This is a genomic window from Devosia soli (assembly GCF_000970455.1).
GTDB classification, from domain to species: domain Bacteria; phylum Pseudomonadota; class Alphaproteobacteria; order Rhizobiales; family Devosiaceae; genus Devosia; species Devosia soli.
In genome coordinates this window covers 271,119-287,255 of sequence record NZ_LAJG01000005.1, presented here as the reverse complement: position 1 = coordinate 287,255, position 16,137 = coordinate 271,119, and the positions used below count along the sequence as shown (strand labels likewise).

Below are 16,137 nucleotides of genomic sequence, written 5' to 3'. Positions count from 1 at the left end.
TTGATTGACTACACGGAGACTGACCCGAACATGACTTCCTCGTCCATCGCCGTTATCGGATCGGGCATTTCGGGTCTATCAGCCGCCTGGCTTCTCTCCCGCAGTCAAAAGGTCACCCTGTTCGAAAAGGCCGACCGCCTCGGTGGCCATACCAATACGGTCCTCGCCGAAACCGCCAATGGCCGGGTCCCGGTCGATACCGGCTTTATCGTCTACAACGCGCAGAATTATCCCAATCTCACTGCGCTCTTCGATCATCTCGGCGTCGAAACGTCCCGATCGTACATGAGCTTCGCGGTTTCTGTCGGCGCGGGGGAAATGGAATATTCCGGCAAGCTCCTTCGCGGCCTTTTCGGCCAGGCGCGCAACATCGCGCGTCCGCGCCATTGGCAGCTCGTTGCCGATATCATGCGCTTCTTCCGTGACGCCGAAAAGCAGATCGGGGATTGCGATGATGATTTATCGATCGGCGAATTTCTCGTTCGCTTTGGCTATTCGCAGGCCTTTATCGATGACCACATCCTGCCGGTATCTGCCGCCATCTGGTCGACCCCTTCGCGCGGCATGCTCGATTTTCCCGCCCGCACCTTTATCGGCTTTTTCTCCAATCATTCGCTGCTGCAGGTCGCTGGCCGTCCCATCTGGCGCACGGTCACGGGCGGCTCGCGCCAATATATTTCGCGCCTCCTTGCCGATAGCGCATTTGAAACGGTCACAAGCGCCGGCATCACCACCATTCGCCGTCATGCCCAAGGCGCGGAAATCTATTTCGCAGATGGATCGCACCGGCATTTCGATCATGTGGTGCTCGCCTGCCATGCCGATCAGGCCCTCTCGCTCCTTGCCGAGCCGAGCGACGCCGAGCGCGCCGTCCTTTCGAATTTCCGCTTCACCAACAATCGCGCCGTGCTGCACACCGACACGCGCTTCATGCCCAAGCGCCGGCACCTCTGGTCGGCCTGGAATTACCTCCGCAGCAAGCGCGGCGAAGACTCGTTGAGCCTCACCTATTGGATGAACAAGCTCCAGCCCCTGCCGACCACGACGAACCTTTTCGTCACGCTTAATCCCCATGCCGAGTTTGCGCCGGGCACGGTTCAGCAGGTGATCGACTACGAGCATCCGCTCTTTGACGCTGCCGCCATCGCCGCGCAGCGCGATCTCTGGCAGATTCAGGGACAGAACCGCACGTGGTTCGCCGGGGCCTGGATGGGCTACGGTTTTCATGAGGATGGCCTGCAGTCCGGCCTCGAAGTCGCCGAGCGCATCGGGCCGGTCGCCCGTCCCTGGAGCGTTCCCAACCATCGTTATCGCATCGAGCACAATTGGGTCGACGGCGACAGCCAGATCAGGGCAGCCGAATAATGACCTGGTTGGGTGAAGACGGCGCCATTTATGTGGGCGATGTCGTCCACAAGCGCGTTCGCCCCAAGCGCCATCATTTGCGCTATCGTGTCTTTTCGATGCTGGTCGATGTCGAGCGTCTCGTCGGGCTCGATGAGCGCTTGAAACTCTTTTCCCTCAATCGCTTCAACCTCGTCTCGCTGTTCCTGCGCGATTTCGGTCCGCGCGACGGCACAGATCTGGCAACGTTCGTTCGCCGCAAGGCGGAAGCGGCTGGCGTGCGCGACGTCGCTAGCATCCGCATGCTCGCCTATCCGCGCATTCTCGGTTACGCGTTCAACCCCATTGCGGTCTATTTCTGCGCCAATGCCGAAGGCAAGATCGTCTTCATGCTCCATGAAGTGTCCAACACCTTTGGCGAGCATCATTTTTATCCCGCGGCAGTCGAAGAGCAGGCGGGCAGGGTTCACCACGAGAACGCCAAGGCGCTTTATGTTTCCCCCTTCAACACGCTCGAAGGAAACTACCGCTTCGCCATTCGCCCGCCGCGCGAAGACGTGTTTTTGGGCATCACGCTGACCACCAGCGAGGGCGCGTTGCTAACCGCTTACTTTGAAGGAAAGCATCGTCCGCTGAGCGATGGCACTCTCTTCAAACTGCTGCTTGCATATCCCTTAATGACCGTTAAAGTATTGGTAGGCATCCACTGGGAAGCGTTGCAGCTTTGGCTTAAGGGGGTGCCTCCGACGCTCAAGCTGCGCAAGCCGCATGCAACGCGCCGGCCAGCCTCGCGATAGTAGGTATAGCGGCGCAATGAGTAAATCTGCAGTCGAACACACCCAAACGGGCGCCACCCTCTGGACCCGTCTCGTTTCCCGGATTGTCGAACGGATCGGCGTTTCGCTGATCGGCAACCCCAAATACGGCGCGGTGACGGTGATCCTGCCCAATGGTCGCGCGCGCACCATTGGCAATACCAAGACCGGCGAGCATTCGGTCCTCCGGCTCAACAATTTCAAGGTGATCAGAGAGGCCATGCGCCGCGGCACGGTTGGTTTTGCTGCCGCCTATATGAATGGCGACATCGAAGTCGATGACCTCACGGCGCTGTTCCGCTTCTTCCTCCAAAACCGGAAAATGTTTGAAAGCGCCGGCAATGGCTTCTTCCGCCGCGCCGCCGCCGATCTTCATTATCATCTCTCGCGCCGCAACACGCTCGAAGGTTCGAAGAAGAACATTGCCGAACACTATGACCTCGGCAACGAATTCTACGGGCAATGGCTCGACCCCTCGATGACCTATTCGTCGGCGATCTTCACGTTGGGCGATCAGACTCTTGAGGAAGCCCAGCGCGCCAAATATCACCGCGTCGCCGACATGGCCGGCATCACGCCCGGCTCGTCAGTCCTTGAAATCGGCTGCGGTTGGGGCGGCTTCGCCGAAACCGTCGGCCGTGACTATAAGGCCAATCTGCGCGGCATTACCCTCTCGGCCGAACAGCTCAAATACGGCCAGGAGCGTCTCGCACGGCAGGGACTCGATGAATTCGCCAAGCTGGTGTTCGAAGACTATCGCCACACCGAGGGGCAGTTCGACCACATCGGCTCCATCGAGATGATCGAGGCGGTGGGCGAGGAAAATTGGCCCAGCTACTTCAAGACCGTGCATGATCGCCTCAAGCCAGGCGGCACGGCCGCCATCCAGGCGATCACCATCAACGAGGCTGACTTCGAAGGCTATCGCTCCGGGCCGGATTTCATCCAGCGCTACATCTTCCCCGGCGGCATGCTGCTAACGAAAACCGTGATGCGAGAGTTCGGCGAAAAATACGGCTTGGTGCTGGAAAACGTCGAGAACTTCGGCCTTTCTTATGCCAAGACCCTGAGACTTTGGCGCGAGCGTTTCCTTGAACGCTGGCCGGTCATCGCACCGCTTGGCTACGACGAAGTGTTCAAGCGCAAGTGGGTCTATTATCTGAGCTATTGCGAGGCTGGCTTCGCGAATGGCTCGATCGACGTCGGCATCTATCAATACCGCCGTCCGAACTGACATCTTCTCAACAATGAGAGCTTCGGAAAAGCCGCATCCCGCGTGCTTCTCCGAAGCGCATCAAGAACCTTGCCGTTCATCTTCTACTTTTTAGGAAGTAGCCGCTTCATCAGCCGGAAGAAAACGGGGTAGGGCAGGAAGCGGATGGTCTTCATCAGCCACACCATTCGCCGCGGAAAGGCGATTTCGAACCTGTCCGATGTGGTCAAACCCTCGACGATCCGCGTCGCGGCGTCCTCGGTTTCCATCAGGAACGGCATCGGAAAGTCGTTTTTGTCCGTTAGCTCCGATTTGACGAAACCCGGCGCGATCATCCGCACCTTTATATTGCTCGGTGCAAGTTCTGTCCGCATCGTTTCGAGCAGGTTGATGAGACCGGCCTTCGTCGAAGAATAGGCAGCGGACCGCGGCAGACCGAAATAGCCTGCCACCGATGCGATCACGGCAAAATGCCCGCTTCCCTGGTTGCGCATCTGCGCGATGACCGGATTGGCAAGCCGGATGAGCCCCAAATAGTTGGTGTCGACGATGGTTTTGAACTTTTCAAAGCTGTAGTCGCCAACCTTCATCGGTTCCCAGGCCGCGGCTCCGAAAATGAAGAGATCGATGCCACCTAGGTCCACGGCGATCTTTGCAGCCGTTGCGTCGACCGCTGCGCCATCCGTCACATCGAGCGGGTAGGGGCGGATATTTGGAGAGGCTGCCGCGACCGCTGCGAGCTTGTCCTCACGACGGCCAGAAATCGCGACCGTCCAGCCGAGCGCGGCCAATTGCTTGGTGACCGCGGCTCCAATTCCGGAGCCGCCCCCGATGATCCACGCAATACCGGGTTTCATGACTTAGATCCCGAAGAGCGGCTGCAGCGCCCGCATCAACCGGCCCTGGAATGTGAGCTTGGCGTCGACAGCCACAAGACAGATGCAATCGTCGCCCGGCTCTGCAATCGGCTGGTGCTCGACATCCTCGTCGTGGTCGGCAATGTCACCCTTGGCAAAAACGCCGAAGCGATCCTTGTAGGCGCCCTGAAGGATCAGGGTCAGTTCCTGCCCACCATGGCCGTGTTCGGGCACGCGTCGTCCGGCCGCGACCCGCAGCAGCATCAGCCGCGAACGGCCATCCCGGCCCCAGGCGAGATCGGCCGTTGCCACTCCGGGACCCGTCCATTTCCAGCGAACCCCATCGAGGCCCCTGGGCAGGTATTTCTGCAGGGGCAGGGGGACGTCGCTTGGCGTATGCGAGGGCACCTCGATGCGCTCGTCGCCGAGCTTGCCCATCAGGCGTTCAAGCGCCTTGTCGGACAGCTTGGCGTTCGGCTCGTCGTTGAGCAGGGCGCCGCCAATAGTTGTCATGTGACGCACCGTCTCTCGGCCGCCTTCCGACATGGCGAGATGGGTTGCGATAACGGCGGCATAAGGCTCTTCGAGCGCACCAGCGCTGAAAGCCATGAGTGTTGCGATATCTGGGTGATGGGTGATGGTCATTGCAAGTCCTCCAGCATGGGCCGGAGCCGTTCATAAGCAAGGCGAAGCCGGGATTTCACGGTCCCCAGCGGGATGCCGACCTTCTCGGCGATCTGCGCATGGGGCATATCGTGCAGGAAACTGAGGCGAACCACTTCTTGCTGTTCGGGCGAAAGGCTCTTGAGCGCAAGCGTGACGCGGTCGATCACCTGCTTCTGTTCGATCATCATGCTGCCGCTCGGCTCGGCGCTTTCGATCGTGACGGTCTCGAGATCCTCATAGGGCTTGTTGGATTGGCGGCGGAACTGGTCGATCCGCAGATTGCGCGCGATCGTAAAAATCCAGCTCACCGCCGCGCCGCGCTCGATCGAATAGAGATGCGCCTTCCGCCACACCGAAAGAAAGGTCTCCTGGACCATGTCTTCGGCAATGGCGTCGTTCGCACCGAGCTTGAGCATCATCGATTTAACGCGTGGGCCGAAAAGCGAAAAGAGCCGCGCCAAGGCCTCGCGGTCGCGCGCACCCGCAACCCGGAGCAGAAGCGTTTCGGGGTCATCATTGAGAGGGAAGCCAGACCCGGCTTCAAGTTTATTGTCCGACATGCCTATGGAATACATCGGTCTATCCACCTTTGTCAGCCTGTCTACGAACCGCCCTTTCAATTGGATCACTCGAAAACATGACTTGACCGATCAGTATTATGGCGGCAAGGAATCGCGCGATGTAACAAGGGGACGAACATGGTCTTGCGCACCCTCGCCATTGCCGCGGCTTTCTCCGGCGCCGTAGTCGCTGCTGCCCAGGCCGAGTCCTGGACCTATACAGATGGCTCGGGCCAGACCGTCACGCTCGACGCCGTGCCCCAGCGCATCATTGCGAGCCAAGATGCTGCAGCCGGCCTCATCCCGCTGGGCATCCGCCCGGTCGGCATCTATGCCGATAGCCCTGTCGCCGAAGCCAAGGCCCTCGAGGGGCTAGACCTTGCCGGCATTGAAATTATCGGCCAAGCCTGGGGCGAAGTGGATATCGAAAAGGCCGCAGCGCTCGAACCCGATCTCATAATCGCCGAATGGTGGAACCGCAACGCCGTGTGGTCCGGCGGAGAAAATGTCGTTGCCACATTGAGCCAGATCGCCCCGATCACCGGCGTTTCCGCAGGCGATTCGATCGTCGGCATGATCGAGGATTACGAAGTTCTCGCCCAAAGCCTTGGTGCCGATCTCGCGGCCCCCGCTATCGCGCAAAACAAGACCGCCTTCGAGACTGCCGTGGCCGATTTCAAGGCAGCCGTCGCGTCCAAACCCGGCCTCACAGCACTCGCCGTTTATGCCGGCGACGACGCCCTTTACGTTGCCGATCCCGCCGGCGCCGCCGAGCTTCTCGATATGCAATCCTGGGGCCTCGATATCGTGAAACCCCAAGGCGTCGATGCCACCGGCAACAATTATTTCGAGACCGTCAGCTGGGAAAATGCCGATCGCTACCAGGCCGATCTCATCCTCGTCGACAATCGCGCCGAAAGCACAATGGCAACCGCGCTTGCCCAGCCCACCTGGACGCTGATGAAAGCTGCCGAAGCCGGCCAGGTCGCCGAATGGCCCGCCTTCTGGCTGCGCAACTATAAGGCCTATGCTGGCGCACTTACCGATCTCACCGCCGCCATCAACGCGGCTGATCCGGATCTGACCCCCTGATGGAGGCATCCGTCGTCGAGGCGCGCGCCAGCCGTGCCGCCGCGCTCGGCCTTGGCCTTCTGCTGCTCGCCGCCGCCCTGATCGCCGTCATTCTACTCTCCATGGCCACCGGCGCCCGCGCCATCCCGGTGGACATGGTCTGGTCCGCGCTCACCGCCTTCGATCCCAATTCCACCGAACACCGCATCGTCTGGGATTTGCGACTCCCGCGCACCCTCGTCGGCGTCCTCGTCGGCCTCGCCCTCGGCCTCTCCGGCGCCGTCCTCCAGGGCGCCACGCGCAATCCTCTGGCCGATCCATCCATTCTCGGCATCAATTCGGGTGCCGCGCTTTTTGTCGTCCTCGGCGTCTCCGTTTTCGGCATCACCCAGCTTGGCTTCTATGTCTGGCTTGCCTTCATCGGCGCCGGCGTTGCCATGCTGGTGGTTTATTCCGTCGCCTCCCTTGGCCGCGAGGGCGCCACCCCCATCAAGCTCGCGCTGGCCGGCGCCGCCATGACGGCCATCATGCTCGCCGTCATCAATGCCATCCTCCTCACCAGCCCCCGCACCCTCGACGAAGTCCGCTTCTGGCAAGTCGGCTCGCTCGCCGGCCGCTCCATGGACATCGCGCTCCAGGTCAGCCCCTTCATCGCCATCGGTGCCGCCCTCGCCCTCATGAGCGCGCGCCTCCTCGATGGGCTCAGCATGGGCGACGATGTGGCCCGCGCCCTCGGGCAACGCATCGGCCTTTCCCGGGCGCTCGCCGGTCTTGCCGCCGTTATCCTCGCTGGTGCCGCAGTCGCCGCTGCCGGTCCCATCGCCTTCGTTGGCCTAACCATCCCCCACGTCGCCCGCGCCATCACTGGCCCCGGCTATCGCTGGATCCTGCCCTATTCCATGCTGATGGCACCGATCCTGCTCCTTGGCGCGGACATCATCGGCCGCGTCATCGCCCCACCCGGCGAAGTCCAGGTTGGCATCGTCACCGCTTTCATCGGCGCGCCATTCTTCATCGCGCTCGTCCGCCGCCGCAAACTGGCCGCGCTCTGATGACCATAGTTCAAGCCACAACCATCGCCGCCGTCCGCCGCTCGCGTCAGAGCCACGCCACCCGCGTCACCTTCGGCCTCCTCGCCGCGCTCCTCGCCGCCGCCATCGCCGCCATGCTCCTCGGCGATTTTGCCGTCCCGCCCGAAACTGTCCTTCAGTCGCTGTTCTCCCCGCTGACCGGCATCGCCAATAAGGGCGTCGATTTCATTGTCCTTCAGGTCCGCTTGCCGCGCCTCGTCCTCGCGCTGCTCTCCGGCGCCGCCTTCGGTCTCTCCGGAATCATTTTCCAAACACTGCTGCGTAACCCCTTGGCCAGCCCCGACATTATCGGCATCGCCCATGGCGCCAGCGCCGCCGCCGTCTTCTGCATCATCGTCCTCGGCTGGGGTGGCCTTTCGGTCTCGCTCGGTGCCTTCGCCGGCGCCGTCCTCACGGCAATCGCCATTTATCTCCTCGCCTGGCGCAATGGTGTCACCGCCTATCGCGTCGTCCTTATCGGCATCGGCGCCGCCGCCATGCTCAGCGCCGTCATCTCCTATCTTTTCACCCGCGCCCGCCTCAACGAGGTGCAACAGGCCATGGCCTGGCTCGTCGGCAGTCTCAATGCCGCCCAGCCCGCGGACTCCATCGTCCTCGCCATCACCATGGTCGTCATCCTGCCCGCGCTCTTCGTCCTCGTCCGCGGTCTCGATGGCCTCGAACTCGGCGATGACACCGCCCATGCCCTCGGCACCCATGTCGAGCACACCCGCTTGGGCCTCATGCTGGTCGCCGTCGCGCTCGCCGCCTTCGCAACTGCTGCCGTCGGCCCGGTCGGTTTCGTGGCCTTCGTCTCCGGCCCCATCGCCCGCCGCCTCATGGGTGGGGCAGGGCGCGGCTTCCCGCAGGCGGCCCTCGTTGGGGCGCTCGTCATGCTGGTGTCCGATCTCGTCGCCCAACACGCGCTCCCCAGCACGCAATTGCCCACAGGCGTCGTCACGGGTGCCTTCGGCGCCACATTCCTCCTCTGGCTCTTGGTCGTCTCCGGCCGCTCGGGGCGCGTTAACTGAAATGGGGTCCCGCATGCGCAACCACCAGCTCATGGCCGCCGGCCTCCACCTCGGCTATGCCGACCGTGAGATCGTCTCCGACCTCAATCTCACCATTCCCGCCGGCGAGTTGACGGTCATCGTCGGCGCGAATGCCTGCGGCAAGTCCACGCTTCTCCGCGGCCTCGCGCGCCTGCTTTCGCCCAGCAAGGGCGCCGTCTATCTCGATGGCAAACCCATCCACCAGATGCCCACGCGCGAAGTCGCGACCCTCCTCGGCGTCCTTCCCCAGTCCCCCATTGCGCCCGATGCCATCACCGTCGCCGATCTCGTCGGCCGCGGCCGCTATCCGCACCAAGGCTGGTTCCGCCGCTGGACCCCCGAAGACGATGCCGCCGTCGCCGAAGCCCTCGGTGCCACCGACATGGCCGATCTCGCCGCCCGCCCAGTCGATGAACTCTCAGGCGGCCAGCGCCAGCGCGTCTGGATCGCCATGGCCCTCGCCCAGGAGACCGATCTTCTCCTCCTCGACGAGCCCACGACCTTTTTAGACATCAACCACCAGGTCGAGGTCCTCGATCTCCTTACCGATCTCGTCAAATCCCGCGGCCGCACCGTCGTCGTCGTCCTCCACGACCTCAACCTCGCCTGCCGCTATGCCGACCACATCGTCGCCATGAAGTCGGGAAAGATCATCGTCGAAGGCAAACCCGTCGATGTCATGACCGAAAAAGTCGTCCATGACGTCTTCAACATGTCCTCCCGCATCGTCCTCGATCCCGTGTCCAACACCCCCATGATCGTCCCCATCGGCCGCCATCACGTCGAAGCCGCCGAAAAAGCATAGGCTCATCAATTCAGCGGTCGCGCGCTTGCGAACAAAAAGAGAATACGGTCCCATGGACCTTTCTCGACCAAGGATCGATTCGTGCCTGCCAAGACCGACTACCTCGAAGCGCTCAACGCCAATCAGCGCCTCGCTGTCGAGCATGGCGTGGGCCATCCTGATCCCAAGCCGCTCCTCGTCATAGCCGGCGCAGGCTCGGGAAAAACCAACACCCTGGCCCATCGGGTTGCCCATCTCATCGTCAACGGTGCCGATCCGCGCCGTATGCTCTTGCTGACTTTTTCCCGTCGCGCTGCCGCCGAAATGGCCCGCAGAGTCGAGCGCATCGCCGGCAAAGTCCTGGGTCTGGGCTCAGGCGCGGTCACCGATGCCCTGACCTGGTCCGGCACATTCCACGGCATCGGCGCGCGCCTCCTCCGCGAGCATGCGCACCTGATCGGCCTTGATCCGGCCTTCACGATCCACGACCGCGAAGACTCCGCAGATCTCATGAACCTCGTCCGCCATGAGCTCAAGTTCAGCGAGACAACCACCCGCTTTCCCACCAAGGGGACGTGCCTCGCCATCTACTCCCGCGCCGTCAATGCCCAGGCCGATCTCGATGAGGTGCTGAAGACGGTCTTTCCCTGGTGCGCCATGTGGTCAGCCGAATTGCGCACGCTGTTTGGCGCCTATGTTGCGGCCAAGCAGGCCCAGAACGTGCTCGATTACGATGACCTGCTGCTTTATTGGGCTGGCATGATGGGCGAACCCACGATCGCGGCACAGGTTTCGGCGCTCTTCGACCATATTCTCGTCGACGAATACCAGGATACCAACCGGCTTCAATCCGCCATTCTTCTGGCGCTTCGTCCCGATGGTCGCGGTATGACGGTCGTGGGGGATGACGCCCAGTCGATCTATTCCTTCCGCGCCGCCACCGTCCGCAACATCCTCGATTTCCCCGGTGCCTTCACGCCGCCGGCAGAGATCGTTACGCTCGATCGGAACTACCGTTCCACTCAGCCCATTCTCGCCGCCGCCAATGCCGTCATCGGCGAGGCGACGGAGCGCTTCACCAAAAATCTTTGGTCTGAACGGGTCTCGGAAGCCAAGCCGCTCCTGGTGACGGTGAAGGACGAAGCCGATCAGGTCGGCTACATTGCTAAGTCCGTATTGGAAGCGCGAGAGCTCGGCACGCCGCTCAAGCAACAGGCGGTACTCTTTCGCACCGCGAGCCATTCAGGGCCTCTCGAAATCGAACTGACCCGCCGTAACATCCCCTTCGTCAAATTCGGCGGCCTCAAATTTCTCGATGCCGCCCACATCAAGGATGTGCTCGCCGTCCTCCGCTGGGCTGAAAATCCGAAGGATCGCGTCGCCGGCTTTCGCGTGCTCCAGCTCATGCCTGGCATTGGGCCGGGCACGGCAGGCCGTGTCCTCGATGCGATTGGCAACAGCACCGATCCGGCCTGGGCCCTGGGCGAGGTTCCCCCGCCGCTCAAGGCCGGGCAGCATTGGCCCGATCTTGTCACGATGGTTGGCCGCCTTGCTTCGCGCGAAACCGCATGGCCGCTGGAACTCGGCTATGTCCGCCAGTGGTATGAACCGCTTCTCGAGCACGGCTATGAAGATGCCTCTATTCGCGTGGCCGATATTGTCCAGCTCGAACAGATTGCTGGCGGCTATCCGAGCCGCAACCGCTTCCTCACCGAACTGACGCTCGATCCGCCCGACGCTACCAGCGATCAGCCCGGCGTCCCGCTGCGCGATGAGGACTATCTCATTCTCTCGACCATCCACTCGGCCAAGGGACAGGAGTGGAAGTCCGTCCATGTTCTCAATGTCGTCGACGGCTGCATTCCGTCCGATCTCGGCACCGGAACCACCCATGAACTTGAGGAAGAGCGGCGTCTGCTCTACGTCGCCATGACGCGTGCCAAGGACGAATTGCATCTCCTCGTGCCGCAACGCTTCTATGTCACCCAGCAGACCCGCAACGGCGATCGGCATCTTTACGCCCAGCGCACCCGCTTCATTCCGCGCGTGATGACGACGCTCTTTGAAGATATCCTCTGGCCACCGGTCGCACCCATAAGGGCCGATGTGCGGCCCGCTCAACCCGCCGTCGTCGACATGGCAGCCCGTATGCGAGGCATGTGGTGATGCCCGGTTTCAAGGCCGAACCTCTCGTTGCGGCAGGCAATGACGTTGGCGAAAGCCCGGTTTGGGATGCCGCGAGCGAGAGCCTTTATTGGCTCGATATTCCGAACGGCCGGATCCAGCGCCGTACCGCTGATGGTGTTGTGCACCGCTGGACGGCCCCGATGATGATCGGGTCGATCGTTCTCGACCGCACCGGCAAGTTGATCGCTGCTACCGAACGGGGATTTGCCCGGCTGACCCTCGATGGTTCTCAAGCACAGCTCGACCCGATCGCCGATATTCTCCTAAAAGACTCCGGCAAGCGCTTCAATGGCGGTGCCTGCGATCGCGACGGCCGCTTCTGGGCCGGCACCATGCGTCTTCAAGCAAACCCCGCCGATCCTGGCGGCACGCTCTATTGCCTTTCGGATGACGGCCAGGTGAGCGCGCATCTTGATGGCTTCATCACACAAAATGGCCTCGCCTGGAGCCCGGATGGCCGCACAATGTATGTCTCGGATTCCCACCCGACCGTTCGCACCATCTGGGCTCTGGATTTCCAGGACGGCAGCCCCTCCAATCGCCGCGTCTTTTCAAGCGACCTTCCGGGCCGCCCCGATGGCGCCAGCATGGATACCGATGGCTGCTATTGGATTGCCGCGACGGATGCCGGAAAAATTCTGCGGCTCACGCCCGAGGGCAAGATCGACGCAGAGGTCATCGTCCCGGTGCCCAATCCCACCAAGCTCTGTTTCGGCGGCAACGACCTGCGAACGGGCTTCATCACCTCCCTGCGCTCCAGGAATGGTGCCGGTGGCGATGTGTATGTGGTCGAGCTTCCCTTTCAGGGTATGCCCAAAACCCCAGCCTGCCTACCGTGATGGTTGTTGCGCAAAAATCAGAGCCTACCGATTGAGTTGCGACGCTTTTGATGGTGCAATGGCCGGGGAGCAAATCTCCTGAAATGGCGCCGGCCGACCGCAACACGGTCCCTTGGCATTTTGCCCAAGCCTGCGCCGACAAATATATTGGACGAATATCTTGACCATCCCCGTTATTCTTGAGACCGAACTCGGCAGCTTCACCATTGCTGTCGATGCGCAGAACGCACCCATTACTGCCGCCAATTTTCTCGCCTATGTCGATGGCGGTCATCTCGATGACGCGACCGCCTATCGCATCGTCACCCTGGACAATCAGCCGGCCGATAAGCCGATCAAGATCGAAGTGGTGCAGTGGGGTTTCGGCGCCTCCGACGAGCGTCCGGCCCCATTCCCGCCTATTCCGCACGAAACCACCGAAGTGACTGGCCTCCGTCACAAGAACATGACGGTGTCGATGGCGCGCTTCGCCCCCGGTTCTGCCGGCTCGGAATTTTTCATCTGCATCGGCGACGAACCGGAATTGGATTTTGGCGGACATCGTAATCCCGATGGTCTCGGCTTTGCCGCATTCGGCACGGTCACCGAAGGTGAAGACACGGTCCGCCGCATCTTCGCCCGCGCCGAAGCGACTGAAAAGGTAAAAAACCCAGTCAAATTCACGAGCGCAAGACGCGCTTAACGGCCCGTTCACCTTCTCTCATCCAATGCCGAAGTTCTGTCGTCTTTGCTTATAACTGACGCAGGCGGCTAACTATTTCGTCATTCCGTGTCTCTACTGTCTGCGGCAAAGAGGCACAGCACAATGGCGCTATCGTCATCCAGTACCAGTCATCGTGTGTCCGGACAGATTGTCTGGACCACGATTGTGCTGGGCACATGTATGGCGATTGTTTGCGGCTTCTCGGCCTCCTGGGCCGCGGGCCGCATCGATGCGCTCGCCCAAGCCCAGCAGCGCACTGCCGTTCGTTCCGCGCTTGTCCAGGCCGCCGAACGGTTCGCTGCCGATCAGGATATCGTCCTTGAGGGCGGCTATTTCATCGGCGAAGATCGCAATTCCGGCATCGACCGCAACCTGACGACCGACCTCGGGCACGATCGCACTTATCTTGTTGGTCCGGACGGCGCCGTCCTCCGCGCCTCCGAGCGTGGCCGCTATGCTGGCCGGGCCTATCAGCAGGGTGATGGTGCCGTCGTCAAGCCGATCGTCGAACGGCTCCGCCTCAAGATTGCCTCCGTCCAGTTCGATGACCCTGGCCTCGGCGTCGATGGCGCCATAGGTCTCCGCGCTGTCGAAAAGGTGGCTTTCACCAATGGCGATATTGGATTGCTCGGCGTCCGGCCTATCGATCCCCCGCTCGATGCGCCGCCAGTGACCGGGAACGAATATCTCCTCGTTTCAATCAAGATCGTCACGCCGGCCGTCCTCGCCGAAATGAGCGAGCATATAGGCATAACGGGTCTCGCCCGAGCCAGCCGTCCCGTCGCCGATGCGTCCCTGCCGATCCTTGGGCCAAACGGTAATGTCCTGACCTATCTGGTCTGGAATCCGTCGCGGCCGGCCCGCGGTCTCCTCCTCGAAGCAGCGCCCGCCTTGGCGCTGATGATGATCTTCGGCGGCGCCTTGATGGCGATCATTCTTGCCTGGTTGCGCCAGACTTCGCTCCGCCTCGAAGCGAGCCAGGCGCACGCGACCTATTTTGCGCTTCATGATCCGTTGACCGGTGCCGCCAATCGCACCCTGTTCGACACCAAGCTTCGCGAAGCGGGTGGCTATGAATACCTGGCCGAAACAAAAGTCCTTCTGATCTCGATCGACGTCGATCATTTCAAGCAGATCAACGACACTTGGGGTCACGCCGCGGGCGACGAACTGCTCAAGGAAGTCGCCAAGCGCCTCCAGCTCGAAATGCCCGAGGACGCCACCATCGCCCGTCTCGGCGGCGATGAATTCGCCATCGTCCATCCCGGCATCGTCGGCGACGGCCAGGCGCGCTGGATCTGCCATCGTCTCGTTCAATGTGCCCGCACGCCGTTCCAGATCGGGCAGGAAGCCCTCTCGGTCAGCCTTAGCATCGGCGCGGCCCTGGAGCGCGCCGAAGACGTGACGCCCGAAGAGATGATGCGCCGTGCCGACGTCGCGCTTTACGCTGCCAAAGTTGCGGGCCGCGATGGCATGGCCATGTATGAGCCGGCAATGGATCAGGAAAAGCGCGACCGCCGGCGTCTCGAGATAGAATTGCGCAACGCCATACTGACAGGGGAAGGCCTGCAAGTCGTCTATCAGCCCATCTATTCGACCAAGACCCATGGCGTCGCGGCAGCCGAAGCGCTGGTTCGCTGGACCCACCCCATGCGCGGCCTGCTGCCGCCCGATATGTTCATCGGTCTTGCCGAAGATTGCGGCATTATCGACCAATTGGGCATGTTCGTCCTGCGCCAGGCGGCCCGCTTCGCCGTCAAGACAGGTCTCTCGCGCATCGCCGTCAACTTCTCTCCCGTCCAGTTCAAGAACGAGCGTCTCGCCGAGGACGTCCTCGCAGCCATTGCTGAGGAAGGGCTTTCGCCTGAGCGGCTGGAAGTCGAAATTACCGAAGGCATGTTGCTTAAGAATTCCCAGCAGGTGCAGCGCCTTCTCAAGACTTTGCGCGAAGCGGGCGTCAGTATCGCCCTCGACGATTTCGGCACGGGCTATGCCTCGATCAGCTACCTGCGTAACTATCAGGTCGATAAACTCAAGATCGATCAATCCTATACACGGCTGGTCTCGACCGATGCCGCTGTCGGCGAGATCGTGCGCCTCATCATCGGCACGGCTCATGCGCTGGGGATGGTCGTGACGGCGGAAGGCGTCGAGGATGTTGAGCAGCAAAAGGCCCTGGCGGCCATGGGCTGCACCTATCTCCAGGGCTATCTCCTGAGCCGCCCGCTCTCAGCCGAACAGATGCAGGATATGCTCGACCGCGGAAACCATCCGCGCCGCGCCCACGGCTAATCCGCGCCGCCTGTTTGCGCCACGAGCCCCGTCCGCGCCGACGCGATGTGCCGCCGCATCAGCATTTCCGCCAGTTCCGCGTCACGGTCCGAGATCGCCTCGACGATCCGCTCATGTTCCATCAGCGCGCGCTGGGCGCGTCCGGGCACGATACGATGCTGCATCCGGTAGAGGCGGAAAAGCGTGTAATACTCGCCGCAGAGCACGTCGAAGAGGTGCTGGTTTCGGCCCACCCGCGCAATCATGAAATGAAAGTCCGAGTTGGCCGTCGCCTGCCAATAGACCATGGCGTCGGGCTGCGACAGCGCTTCGCGATGACGCGCCAGCATGGTGCGCAGCGCGTCGATTTCGCCGTCCGTCGCATGCTCGGCTGCATGGCGCGCGGCAAGGCCCTCGAGAACTTCGCGGATCGTGAACAGTTCAAGCGCATCATTGGGGGAAGTGACGACCACGCGCACGCCCTGGCGGGGGGCGCGCGTCACCAGTTTTCGTTCCTCGAGACGCCGGATGGCTTCGCGCAGCGGCCCGCGGCTGACGCCATATTGGGCGGCGAGCCGGGGTTCGCTGAGCTTGCTGCCCGGCGCAAAGGTGCCGAGAACGATCGCCTCGCTCAGTTGCTCGAACAACTGATCCGTCAGCAGCCGGTCGTCGGCCTCTTCCACGCGCTCGCCATCCTGGTCCATG

The 16,137-nt window shown here is 61.9% G+C and carries 15 protein-coding genes; 11 read left to right on the top strand and 4 right to left on the bottom strand.

Annotation, left to right across the window (positions count from 1 at the left end):
* Nucleotides 1–30: 30 nt before the first annotated feature.
* The 3 genes from VW35_RS02060 to VW35_RS02050 are packed head-to-tail and all read left to right on the top strand — an operon-like array spanning nt 31 to nt 3,393.
* A complete protein-coding gene (locus tag VW35_RS02060; protein ID WP_046141327.1) occupies nt 31–1,365 on the top strand; it encodes an NAD(P)/FAD-dependent oxidoreductase in 1,335 nt (444 codons plus the stop codon).
* Entirely contained in the window at nt 1,365–2,141 is a 777-nt protein-coding gene (locus VW35_RS02055) for a DUF1365 domain-containing protein (RefSeq protein WP_052951434.1), read from the top strand. Before VW35_RS02060 ends, VW35_RS02055 begins: the two co-directional genes overlap by 1 nt.
* A gap of 16 nt (nt 2,142–2,157) precedes the next feature.
* Entirely contained in the window at nt 2,158–3,393 is a 1,236-nt protein-coding gene (locus VW35_RS02050) for an SAM-dependent methyltransferase (protein ID WP_083982335.1), read from the top strand.
* A gap of 83 nt (nt 3,394–3,476) precedes the next feature.
* Here the strand turns inward: VW35_RS02050 and VW35_RS02045 are convergent, their stop codons facing one another.
* The 3 genes from VW35_RS02045 to VW35_RS02035 are packed head-to-tail and all read right to left on the bottom strand — an operon-like array spanning nt 3,477 to nt 5,470.
* Complete coding sequence (locus tag VW35_RS02045) at nt 3,477–4,229, bottom strand: SDR family NAD(P)-dependent oxidoreductase (RefSeq protein ID WP_046141326.1); 753 nt, start codon at nt 4,227–4,229, stop codon at nt 3,477–3,479.
* Nucleotides 4,230–4,232: 3 nt separating this feature from the next.
* Nucleotides 4,233–4,874 carry a ChrR family anti-sigma-E factor gene (locus VW35_RS02040; RefSeq protein WP_046141325.1) on the bottom strand — a complete coding sequence of 214 codons (642 nt, stop codon included), beginning with the start codon at nt 4,872–4,874 and terminating at the stop codon, nt 4,233–4,235.
* Nucleotides 4,871–5,470 carry a sigma-70 family RNA polymerase sigma factor gene (locus tag VW35_RS02035; protein ID WP_052951433.1) on the bottom strand — a complete coding sequence of 200 codons (600 nt, stop codon included), beginning with the start codon at nt 5,468–5,470 and terminating at the stop codon, nt 4,871–4,873. Before VW35_RS02035 ends, VW35_RS02040 begins: the two co-directional genes overlap by 4 nt.
* 123 nt (nt 5,471–5,593) lie before the next feature.
* Here VW35_RS02035 and VW35_RS02030 point away from each other — a divergent pair, with 123 nt between their 5' ends.
* The 8 genes from VW35_RS02030 to VW35_RS01995 all read left to right on the top strand — a co-directional run bounded on the left by VW35_RS02030 (nt 5,594) and on the right by VW35_RS01995 (nt 15,453).
* Nucleotides 5,594–6,547, top strand: coding sequence for an ABC transporter substrate-binding protein (locus tag VW35_RS02030; RefSeq protein ID WP_046141324.1), 954 nt, complete (start codon nt 5,594–5,596; stop codon nt 6,545–6,547).
* The gene (locus VW35_RS02025) at nt 6,547–7,578 is read left to right on the top strand and encodes a FecCD family ABC transporter permease (RefSeq protein ID WP_046141323.1); all 1,032 of its coding nucleotides are present in this window, start codon (nt 6,547–6,549) and stop codon (nt 7,576–7,578) included. Before VW35_RS02030 ends, VW35_RS02025 begins: the two co-directional genes overlap by 1 nt.
* Entirely contained in the window at nt 7,578–8,627 is a 1,050-nt protein-coding gene (locus VW35_RS21210) for a FecCD family ABC transporter permease (protein WP_052951432.1), read from the top strand. Before VW35_RS02025 ends, VW35_RS21210 begins: the two co-directional genes overlap by 1 nt.
* 13 nt (nt 8,628–8,640) lie before the next feature.
* A complete protein-coding gene (locus tag VW35_RS02015; protein WP_046141674.1) occupies nt 8,641–9,453 on the top strand; it encodes an ABC transporter ATP-binding protein in 813 nt (270 codons plus the stop codon).
* Between the two features lie 81 nt (nt 9,454–9,534).
* Nucleotides 9,535–11,598, top strand: coding sequence for an ATP-dependent helicase (locus tag VW35_RS02010; protein ID WP_046141322.1), 2,064 nt, complete (start codon nt 9,535–9,537; stop codon nt 11,596–11,598).
* Entirely contained in the window at nt 11,598–12,458 is an 861-nt protein-coding gene (locus tag VW35_RS02005) for an SMP-30/gluconolactonase/LRE family protein (RefSeq protein WP_046141321.1), read from the top strand. The genes VW35_RS02010 and VW35_RS02005 overlap by 1 nt, the downstream gene beginning before the upstream one ends.
* Nucleotides 12,459–12,618: 160 nt before the next feature.
* Complete coding sequence (locus VW35_RS02000) at nt 12,619–13,140, top strand: peptidylprolyl isomerase (protein WP_046141320.1); 522 nt, start codon at nt 12,619–12,621, stop codon at nt 13,138–13,140.
* Between the two features lie 201 nt (nt 13,141–13,341).
* Nucleotides 13,342–15,453 (top strand): putative bifunctional diguanylate cyclase/phosphodiesterase, encoded by a 2,112-nt coding sequence (locus VW35_RS01995; protein ID WP_052951431.1) that lies wholly within the window; start codon nt 13,342–13,344, stop codon nt 15,451–15,453.
* Here VW35_RS01995 and VW35_RS01990 read toward each other — a convergent pair.
* Complete coding sequence (locus VW35_RS01990) at nt 15,450–16,136, bottom strand: GntR family transcriptional regulator (protein WP_046141319.1); 687 nt, start codon at nt 16,134–16,136, stop codon at nt 15,450–15,452. The genes VW35_RS01995 and VW35_RS01990 overlap by 4 nt on opposite strands.
* Nucleotide 16,137: the final 1 nt, after the last annotated feature.